7 protein-coding genes (1 of these 7 only partly in view) are annotated in these 9,831 nt (G+C 34.6%); 1 reads left to right on the forward strand and 6 read right to left on the reverse strand.

Annotated features, from left to right (window positions below; all coding sequences use genetic code 11):
* Positions 1 to 78: 78 nt before the first annotated feature.
* Positions 79 to 1,500: a helix-turn-helix domain-containing protein gene (locus tag IGK21_RS12770; RefSeq protein WP_010737210.1), complete on the reverse strand. Its 1,422-nt coding sequence runs from the start codon at positions 1,498 to 1,500 to the stop codon at positions 79 to 81.
* A 355-nt stretch (positions 1,501 to 1,855) separates the two neighbouring features.
* Here IGK21_RS12770 and IGK21_RS12775 point away from each other — a divergent pair, with 355 nt between their 5' ends.
* Positions 1,856 to 3,304 carry a helix-turn-helix domain-containing protein gene (locus IGK21_RS12775; RefSeq protein WP_252703184.1) on the forward strand — a complete coding sequence of 483 codons (1,449 nt, stop codon included), beginning with the start codon at positions 1,856 to 1,858 and terminating at the stop codon, positions 3,302 to 3,304.
* A 113-nt stretch (positions 3,305 to 3,417) separates the two neighbouring features.
* Here the strand turns inward: IGK21_RS12775 and gor are convergent, their stop codons facing one another.
* The 5 genes from gor to IGK21_RS12800 all read right to left on the reverse strand — a co-directional run.
* Positions 3,418 to 4,764: a glutathione-disulfide reductase gene (gene gor / locus IGK21_RS12780; protein ID WP_034700160.1), complete on the reverse strand. Its 1,347-nt coding sequence runs from the start codon at positions 4,762 to 4,764 to the stop codon at positions 3,418 to 3,420.
* 171 nt (positions 4,765 to 4,935) lie between these two features.
* Positions 4,936 to 6,177 carry a peptidase U32 family protein gene (locus tag IGK21_RS12785; protein ID WP_010720714.1) on the reverse strand — a complete coding sequence of 414 codons (1,242 nt, stop codon included), beginning with the start codon at positions 6,175 to 6,177 and terminating at the stop codon, positions 4,936 to 4,938.
* A gap of 18 nt (positions 6,178 to 6,195) precedes the next feature.
* On the reverse strand, positions 6,196 to 7,119 hold the full coding sequence (locus IGK21_RS12790; protein WP_034700180.1) for a peptidase U32 family protein: 924 nt from the start codon (positions 7,117 to 7,119) through the stop codon (positions 6,196 to 6,198).
* 192 nt (positions 7,120 to 7,311) lie between these two features.
* A complete protein-coding gene (locus tag IGK21_RS12795; RefSeq protein WP_181914734.1) occupies positions 7,312 to 9,792 on the reverse strand; it encodes an ATP-dependent Clp protease ATP-binding subunit in 2,481 nt (826 codons plus the stop codon).
* A gap of 6 nt (positions 9,793 to 9,798) precedes the next feature.
* A protein-coding gene (locus IGK21_RS12800) for a CtsR family transcriptional regulator (RefSeq protein WP_034700167.1) crosses the window boundary here: on the reverse strand, positions 9,799 to 9,831 show its 3' end. Its footprint extends 438 nt past the window's final position; the window shows 33 of its 471 coding nt (coding positions 439-471); its start codon lies off the right edge, out of view; it ends in the stop codon at positions 9,799 to 9,801.

Genomic DNA, 9,831 nt, shown 5'->3' on the forward strand with positions numbered 1-9,831 from the left:
ATCATACCTGACTTTCTAGCTGGCTCCATCCTATTTTTTCCAAAAAATAAAAAAAGATGGCACTCGTAAAAGTTGTCCTTAGGAAGAATATAAACACGCCTCAAAATTCGACCAAAAAATTGGCGTTGGCACTTTTGAAATTTTTAAAATATCCGCATTGATTCGTTCAAAATTTAGGGAGAGATCTGTTAGTATCAAGTCATATTGATTCAACACCTGGTAATCAATTGAAAAGACATCTTGTTCATAAATATCAATCTGCTTAAAAAAAGGATACTTGTTTAAAATAATATTTTTATAAAGTAAAGCGACACCAATTTCCTGTGTACTTAAAACCAGAATCGACTTTTCTTTCACTTGTGGTTCGATCATATGTACTAATTGATTGGAAGAAATAAGTAATTCCAAAAATAAGTCTTTATGTAATAATTCACTTTTTTCAATAAAGCTCAGTTCTGCAACTTCTAGCGAATGATGATACGCTTGCCAAATCTTAGGATTGTTTTGCATCACTTTTTGATAAAATATATCCGCATAACTGACTTTAAAGATCATTAATTCTTTATAAAAATTGATAAAGTCAGATAAGTAGTCGATTGTCCTTTTACTGACCGATCCTTCAATATTAAGTAAATAATAAAAATGAGTAAGAAAAGTTTCAATTTTCTTAGGCATGATTGTCTGGCGATTAGTATCTGTTGTAAAGAGCAAACCGAAATAGGAACTTAAGACATTTGCTACATTATTTCTAGTTACATTAAACTTATATTTTTGACTCATCAACGTTGTAAAGACTGTATCTTTTTGAATTACTGTTAAAAGCTCAGTGACAACCATTTCTTTATTCTCCAACTCATCTTCCGGTACAAAGTGTTTGTGACCTATACGAATGATCGAAAGAAAAATGTAATACACCGAATAAATAATTTTAGGAGCACTAGCCGTTTTATTTTGTGCTTTGAGACACCTACGTATTAATTGATAGATAGAATCAAAATAAGCAAACTCTTGTATTCGATACATCTCTTTAAACATACATGCAAATAAACGTCTAATTTCCGTTTCATTGCCAACTACCATTAATTTTGCTTGTAAATCGATCTGAATATTTATGGTCTCTGTATAAAAATAATTGTTTATTTTTGACACAATCCTGCGAATACTTGTTTTACTCAAAAATAAAGATTGAGAAATTTCAGTTAGTGTTGGTTCGTATATGACTATGTATTTTAGTATTTTGACATTAATTGAATTATTCAGTATTTTTACAAAAATATCATCTAAATTGACATTGTTCGGTATCGTCAAACTCACTTCTTTGTGATTATTTACCTCAATATGAACAGGAAAGTAGGAATCATTGAAGTGTTCAATATCAGCAATTAGTGTTTTATCGGTAATTGTCAGCTTCCTTGCTAGTTTGTTAAGATTGGAAGACCTAGTATTTAACAAATAAAGTAAGGTAACTTGCCTTTCTAATTGCTTTTCAAGTAACCCCATAAGTACAAAACTCCCTTCTATTAAACATCATGTAAGAGTATCGTACAGTCAATTCCTTTAATTTCCCGTATGTTTTTTTCTAGTTTTAGAAATTTAAGTTCTCAAAAATATTTGAATTGTGTTAAAATATAAAATTTAAAAATCCACTCATATAGAATATATCTATTCCATTTTTAAATAACAATAACTAAATACAATAATAACCAATGTAACAAATAACCATGAACGATTTACTATAAAGTTAATAAAAAACAAGTATAGAAATTTATAAAAAAAACACTAACATAACAAAAATATATGATAAAATAATTTATATACCATAAGAGAAAGGTGGGAGGAAGCGATTTCTAAGATTTTGAAATCCAAAATGATGATGAAAGAACTTAATATACTGGAAAAAACTTCAGAAAGACAAGTCAAGTTAGCATTACTTCTGGGTATGTCATCAATTGAGTGCAACACGCTAACAAAGCAATTAAATGTGACAAAAAAAACATTATTAAGTGACATTGTTTTTTTTAACCACACCTATTCACCTGTTGTCGTTAAAATTGATCAATATCAAATCATAACATTAAAAATGCCTAATGATATGAATCTGGAAGACTTAATCAAAAAAATACTAAATCATTCTACGAACGTTCAAATCTTAAAAACGATTTTTATCAATGAACCTGTTTTGTCAAAACTCGCTGAAACATTATTTTTAAGTGAAACCAGTATTCGGCGAATTATTTTTAAAATCAATGAATATTTTTCTGAAAGAAACTGGCCAATCATGATCAAAGTTGCTTCTCAGTTACAAATTACAGGTGACGAAAGTTTTATACGGCATTTTTTTTGTAGCATGTTTCGTGAAATTTATACCCCGCAGCAACTACCACATTTTGACTATATATTTGACTTGTTACAACGTTATCATAATAAAAACCATACGTTTTCTTCAGTAAGTACATATAAGTTAATTTTAAATAGTTATTATTTTTATACGTCCATTATTCGTATCGGACAACGACACATAATTGATTACCCTTTAAAAAAAGAAACCGAAAGTGAACGATTATTTTTTGACTTATTGACAAAAAGTACCGTTCTTTGTTCGATCATTGAAAAGAAATATAATTTTAGTATTACAAAGTCAAATGTCCATAACCTATTAAGTTCATATAGTCATTTATATTTTTTTAATTCAAAAAATGATGAATTAATGGAGCAAAAGAAATTACAAAATTTAGTTCATAGTTTTTATCATTATATGGGCATAGATATTACCTTATCTCCTAATGACATACAAAGACTAAATGACTTTATCCATTTTAATGAACGATTGCAATCCTTTAAGACGACATACATAGATCTTTTATCACAAACATTTATCAAAGAATCAGAAAAACTATTATCAGCTTATGAAAATTCAATCGAACAAGCCGGTTTGACTGAAATCAAAGAAAACCAATTGCTTTATGAAGAATTATTTTTAGAACTGATTACATTATCTCCACAATTATTATCAACACTCCTTCCTTATAAAAAACATTTATCCATCGTCATTGTTTCTTATCAGGAAGAACGGATTTTATCTTTCTATAAACAACTGCTGTTAAAAAAATTTCCGTCGTTATATAAAATTGATATGTATCAAGAAAATATTTTCTCTGTTGATTATGTGAAAATCAATCAATATGACCTAATTTTAACTGATATCGAGCTAAATCAAACGAAGATCTCGACTAATATGTTAAAAATATCAAAAATTCCCACTTCTGCTTTTTGGAGCAACCTAAAAGAACTTCTTTATGCATAAGGGAGTTACATCATTGCTCGTTCAACTGTCTATCGGTATCACAGCATAAAACTATAGTGCGACCTGAAGTTAGTCTAAAAACTAACTTTGGACTCGCACTATAGTTATACTTTCTATCGCATAGTAACAAACTCTTCTGCACCAGTTGGATGGATAGCGACCGTATCATCAAAATCTGCTTTTGTCGCGCCCATTTTAATTGCAACAGCAAAGCCTTGTAACATTTCATCGACACCAATACCAATTGCATGTAAGCCAATGATTTTTTCTTCTTCTCCTACGCAAATCAATTTCATCTCACATTTTTGTCGATAGTCATTCAATGCAAAATACATAGGTGTAAATCGTGAACGATAAACTTTGATCTGATCACTTCCATAGGTAGCCAATGCTTCATCTTCTGTTACACCGATCGTTGCAATCGGTGGATGGGTAAATACAACTGTTGGTACTAAGTGATAGTCTAGATAAGAATTTTCTTTCCCATTAAATAGCCGTTCAGATAAACGTCGACCTGCAGCAATTGCCACTGGTGTCAAATCAATTTTACCGATCACATCTCCCACCGCAAAAATATGTGGATCTGTGGTATTTTGATATTTATCAACTTTTATAAAACCACGTTCATCTAATTTTACTTGGGTATTTTCTAATCCTAATTGATCGGTATTAGGCACTCGACCACCTGCAAACAATACACAATCACCAGAGAGTCGTTCACCATTTTCAAATACAACTGTATACTCATTGTCGTTTTTGATGATTTCTTCAGCTATATGTCCAGCGTAAGTTTTGATCCCAGCTTCTTGATACATCTCAACTAAGTTATCAGATAGCATTTTATCAAAAGTTCGTAATGGACGTTCTTTTCGATACGCCCACATTACCTCACTACCTAGCCCGTGTAAAACACCAGAAAGTTCTGCGGCAATATAACCTGCTCCTAAAACAATTGTCCGTTTTGGCAATTCTGTCATCTCAAAGAAGCCATTTGAATCAATTGCATATTCGCCACCAGGGATCGTCATTTTGCTAGGCTTACCACCAGTTGCAATCAGAATTTTTGTTGCTTGATAGGTTTCCCCATTTACTTCCACGGTTTGACTGTCTATAAAGGTAGCATATCCTTTAATTGCATCCACTTGATTACTATCCAAGCCACGTTGATACGCACCATGTAAAAAGTCAATATATTTCTCACGCTTTTCAACTAACTCTTTAAAATCTACTTTTTTTACATCTGCTTGAATCCCATAACTTGAAGCATCTCGTTCCATTGTTTCTAAAATCGTGCTGGCTTGCCACATCACCTTTTTGGGTACACAACCAACATTCACACAAGTCCCACCAAGTTCATTTCCTTCAATTAATAAAACTTTTGCACCGTGCATTCCGGCACGATTCGCAGAGGCGATCCCTCCAGAACCACCACCGACAACTATATAATCATACGTTTTCATGCTATGCCTCCTAATTTAAGAAGATGCTTGCTTTTCTTCTTACTTTGGATAAATTTTCAAGAAAAATTTCTTCTCTACTCTTTTTGTCCTTACAAAAAATAAGTTTAACACGTTTAAACAGATAATATAACTTTGATGCTTTATTTTTATTCGATTGATTAGCGTATGCTTTTATTTTCTTTTCCGAATCATATCTCCTGGTTTTACAGGTTGTGTCACTGGCATAGTTAAAATCATCATCGGATTTGGTGCCCGATCAATGGATTCATCTTCTTCATTGTACATTACCTCAACCGTTTGGCTAAAATGAGTGAATCCTGGACCATAAAATTCGATCTCATCTCCCACAGAGAATAGATTTCGTTGACGGATCGTTGCAATTTTGGTTTTTTCATCATAAGACATTACTTCACCTACAAATTTATAAACAGGGATCTTACGACGTTCCCCAAATAATTGTTCATTTTCTGTTGGTGTATTGTAATAAAATCCTGTAGCAAGTTCCCGTTGTGCCACTTTCCATAACTCATCAATCCACTCTTGCTTGCAGACATAATTTTCAGGGTCTTCCATATAACTGTCGACCGCAGCTTTATAAACATTAGAAACTGTAGATACATAGTGAATTGATTTCATTCTTCCTTCAATCTTAAAGCTATCTACCCCATTTTCAATCAATTCCGGGATATGCTCGATCATCGACATATCTACTGCACTCATTGAAAATTCTTCTTCTATTTCGCCGTTTTCTGTCAGATGATTTCTTTCTTGGCCAAAAGGCATATCAAATAATCCATATTTCCAACGACAAGATTGTGAACAGCCCCCACGATTAGCATCACGCATTGACATGTGATTAGATAAGGTACAACGGCCAGAATAAGAAATACACATCGCACCATGGATAAAGGCTTCAATTTCCACATCCGTATTTTTACGAATCTCAGCCACTTCTTCCATAGAAACTTCACGAGCTAAAACGACACGCTCTAATCCTTCTTCTTTCCAAAATTCAAGAGTTTCAAAGTTAGTGGCAGATGCTTGTGTCGATAAATGGATCGGTAAGCCCGGTGCTTCTGTCGCACATATTTCAATCAGCGCTGGATCTGAAACAATTACGGCAGAAATTCCGACATCACGTAATTGACGGAAAAATTCCCCAGCACCTTCTTCATTTCCTTCATGTGTCACCATATTTGCAGCAACATATACTTTTGCATTATGTGCTTTTGCAAAAGCTACGCCTTCAGCCATTTCTTCATAGGTAAAGTTACCTGCGCGACTTCTTAGTCCATAAGCATTTCCGCCAATATAGACTGCATCTGCGCCATAATGAATCGCTGTCTTTAATTTTTCAAGTGTCCCAGCTGGAGCTAAGACTTCGGGTCGTTTCAATTTTCTTTTTGTTGTCATTTTTTCTCGTCATACTCCTTACTTGATGGCTTCAGGATCAATATAGAAGAAGCCAGTATCTAATTCACGATTTTGAGGATGTAATTCACTTATCTTTTTGCTTAATATTTCAGCACTTTCCTCATTCCAAGTACCTGCAAGGATTTGTTCTTTCGCTTCCACAAATGCTTTGGTAATTTTTACAAAATTTTCTCCTGGGGTAAATAAACCATCAAGTTTCCATGTACGGAACTGATGTTGATACAATAACCCTAATTCTTTTGTCAGGTTGATGTCATTGCTGGCAAAAATATGGGTCCCATGAGTGTCTTCATAGATGGAATAATGTGTGTCGTCTTTCTTAGGTTCTGAAATAAACAATCCCCGATCACGATCTACTCGCTCTTCTTGTTTGGTAAAATGATAATAATTTTGCAATAAAGGACGTTTTGATTGATGAATGCAAGTAGCACCATACACTAGAATTTCTACCGGAACATTTAGTTTTTCTTCCATGGCTTTCATTTCTTCAAAAGGAACTTCTCTAGCTAAAACAGCTCCAACAGCTCCTCTTTTCGCCCAAAAATTGATTTGTCTAGCACTAGTAACTAACGTTTCTGCATCAAAAATGTAGGGAATACGCCATTCTGGATGTTTCTTCATGGTGTATATGATACCTGTATCACCTACTGTCAGTTGATCTACCTCAATTTCTTTCAGGAATTGTAGATATTCAGGTACTTTTTTCATTTTTTCAGGATGAATAATCCCATTCATCGCAATATTTACTTTTTTACCATATGTGTGCGCCAATTCAACTAATTGACGTTGTTCTTCTCTTGTAAACGACGCAGGTAATCGCAAACCAAATAGTTCCTCGCCAAAATACAAAGTATCTGTTCCTGCTTCAAGTAATTCTTTTGCTTGTTCAAAAGTTTCTACCGTAGTTATGATTTCGATCATCATTTCCTCCTCCTACAACTCCATAATAGTAGCATAGCTTAAAAAAGTTGCCAACACTTCTTACATTTATTGGTGGATTTTTGAATTTAAATTCACAAGAAAAAAAGTAAAAAAAATAAAAAAGTGAGAGCCTTTTGCCCATAACCTTCAATCGTTATGTGGAACAAAATTCTCTCACTTCTTTTTTAACTCTTATGATTCAACTACATACTTTTTTGGAAGACGTACATTCAAAGTGATTTTTCCTTTGGAGGCTCCCACTGTCACTTGATCGCCTAAATGGATTTCTCCACCTAATAATGCTTCACTTAAGCGATCTTCTATTTCTTTTTGCAACGCCCTTCGTATTGGACGAGCGCCATATTCAGGATCAAAACCAGCTTTTCCGATCACATCTATTGCTGCCGGAGTGATCTTCACTTGGATATCCTGTTCTTTCAAACGTTTGACGATTGCTCGACTCATAATTTGAACAATGGAGTGGATTTCATCCTTGCTTAATGAATGGAAGACAACTGTTTCATCTATCCGGTTCAAGAACTCTGGACGGAATGTTTTCTTTAATTCTTCTAAAATACGCTTTTGCATGGCTTTATGATCTTTGGTAATGTCTTGGACATTGAAGCCAACGTTTTTTTCTTCTCGAATTTGGGTTGCACCAATATTGGAAGTCATGATCATGATCGTATTTCTAAAATCAACTTTCCGACCTTTAGAGTCTGTTAAATGGCCATCGTCTAGTACTTGTAATAACAGATTAAATACATCTGGATGGGCTTTTTCTACTTCATCTAATAAGATGACAGAGTAGGGCTTTTGTCGAATTTTTTCTGTTAATTGTCCACCTTCATCATACCCAACATAGCCCGGAGGTGACCCAATCAACCGACTCGTGCTGTATTTTTCCATAAATTCAGACATATCAACCCGAATCAAGGAATTCTCGTCCCCAAACATCACTTCCGATAAAGCTTTGGCAAGTTCCGTTTTACCAACTCCTGTAGGTCCTAAGAACATAAAGGAGCCAATTGGTCGATTTGGATCTTTTAACCCACTACGAGCCCGACGAATTGCTCTTGATACTGCTTTGACTGCTTCATCTTGTCCAACAACACGTTCATGTAAAAGTGCTTCTAATTCCAATAAACGCTGACTTTCTTTCTTTTCCAGTTGTTGTAATGGAACACCTGTCCATTCAGAAACGACTGTGGCTACATCTTCTTCAGTCACACGATCAGCATAACCATTTTCCTGCTTTTCTTCTAGTATCAATAGTTTTACTAATTTTTTGTGTAATGCTTTTTCTTGTCTTCGCAATTGTGCTGCTATTTCAAAGTCTTGTTTTTGGATTGCTCGTTCTTTTTCTTTGACTAATTGTTCGATTTCCAACTTAATTACTGTAGATTCCGAAAGATCATCTGTTTGATCTAAGCGTACCTTAGCAGCTGACTCATCAATCAAATCGATTGCTTTGTCAGGTAATTGACGAGAAGTGATATAGCGTACAGAAAGATGAACCGCAGCTCTTATCGCATCATCAGTGATTTCTACACCATGATGCTCTTCATATCTTGAACGAAGACCACGTAAAATCTCTTCTGCTTCTTCAGGTGTCGGTTCATCTACTTGAATTCGAGCAAAGCGTCGTTCAAGGGCAGAATCTTTTTCAATATACTTTTGATATTCATCTAACGTTGTAGCACCAATTGTCTGTAATTCTCCACGAGCTAAAGCAGGTTTCAAAATATTAGATGCATCAATTGCCCCTTCTGCACCACCGGCACCGATCAAGGTATGCAACTCATCAATAAATAAAATGACTTGACCGTCGTTATAGATTTCGTCAATCACCTTTTTCATACGGTCTTCAAATTCTCCACGGTATTTTGTTCCCGCTACTAAAGACCCCATGTCTAACATCATCAAGCGTTTTTCTTGCATCTCATCAGGAACTTCACCCATCACGATTTTTTGGGCTAAACCTTCAGCAATCGCTGTCTTACCAACACCAGGTTCCCCTACTAATACAGGATTGTTTTTAGTTCGGCGACTAAGTATTTGAATCAAGCGTTTTACTTCTCTTGAACGCCCAACAACTGGGTCAAGTTTTCCGTCTCTCGCTAACTTCGTCAAATCTCTTGCTAAAGAATCTAACGTTGGAGTACCTTTTACCATTTGACGCTTTTCTTGTGGGTTTTTACGACGGATACTATTATTACGACTATCATTTTTTATGCCCATTTTTTGTTTCAAAGATTGTCGGACTTTCGTTAAACTGATTCCCAAATTGATCATCATCCGAGTAGCCATGATACTTTCATCTCTTAGCATACTCAATAAGATATGTTCCGTTCCCACTTTTTGAGCACCCATTTTTCTTACTTCACTATTTGCCAATGCAAAAATTTGTTTCATGCGTGGCGAATAAGGTAAAAAGGTTCCTTGAGGATATGAAGTCATTGTACCGTAGCCAATCAAATGCTCAATCTCTTCGTAGATGTCTGTTTCAGTTAATCCAACTTCACGTAGTACTTTCCCAGCAATTCCATTCGGTTCAATAACCAATGACAACAAAATATGCTCAGAACTAACAGACTGATGCTTAAACTTTTTTGCTTCATCTTGTGCAATTTCTAATACTAATTGTGCTTTTTGCGTAAAAAGTTCTTCCATTCATCTTCACTTCCCATCTTCATAGCTTAATCGTTCAAG

Origin of the sequence: Enterococcus sp. DIV1421a (assembly GCF_051711025.1) — a bacterium.
Classification (GTDB): domain Bacteria; phylum Bacillota; class Bacilli; order Lactobacillales; family Enterococcaceae; genus Enterococcus_B; species Enterococcus_B hirae.

Bases quoted from the DNA above. Each gene is read 5' to 3' on its own strand.
- IGK21_RS12785 (WP_010720714.1), bottom strand. From the start codon at position 6,177: ATGACAACAAAAAGAAAATTGAAACGACCCGAAGTCTTAGCTCCAGCT.
- IGK21_RS12790 (WP_034700180.1), bottom strand. From the start codon at position 7,119: ATGATCGAAATCATAACTACGGTAGAAACTTTTGAACAAGCAAAAGAA.
- gor (WP_034700160.1), bottom strand. From the start codon at position 4,764: ATGAAAACGTATGATTATATAGTTGTCGGTGGTGGTTCTGGAGGGATC.
- IGK21_RS12770 (WP_010737210.1), bottom strand. From the start codon at position 1,500: ATGGGGTTACTTGAAAAGCAATTAGAAAGGCAAGTTACCTTACTTTAT.
- IGK21_RS12795 (WP_181914734.1), bottom strand. From the start codon at position 9,792: ATGGAAGAACTTTTTACGCAAAAAGCACAATTAGTATTAGAAATTGCA.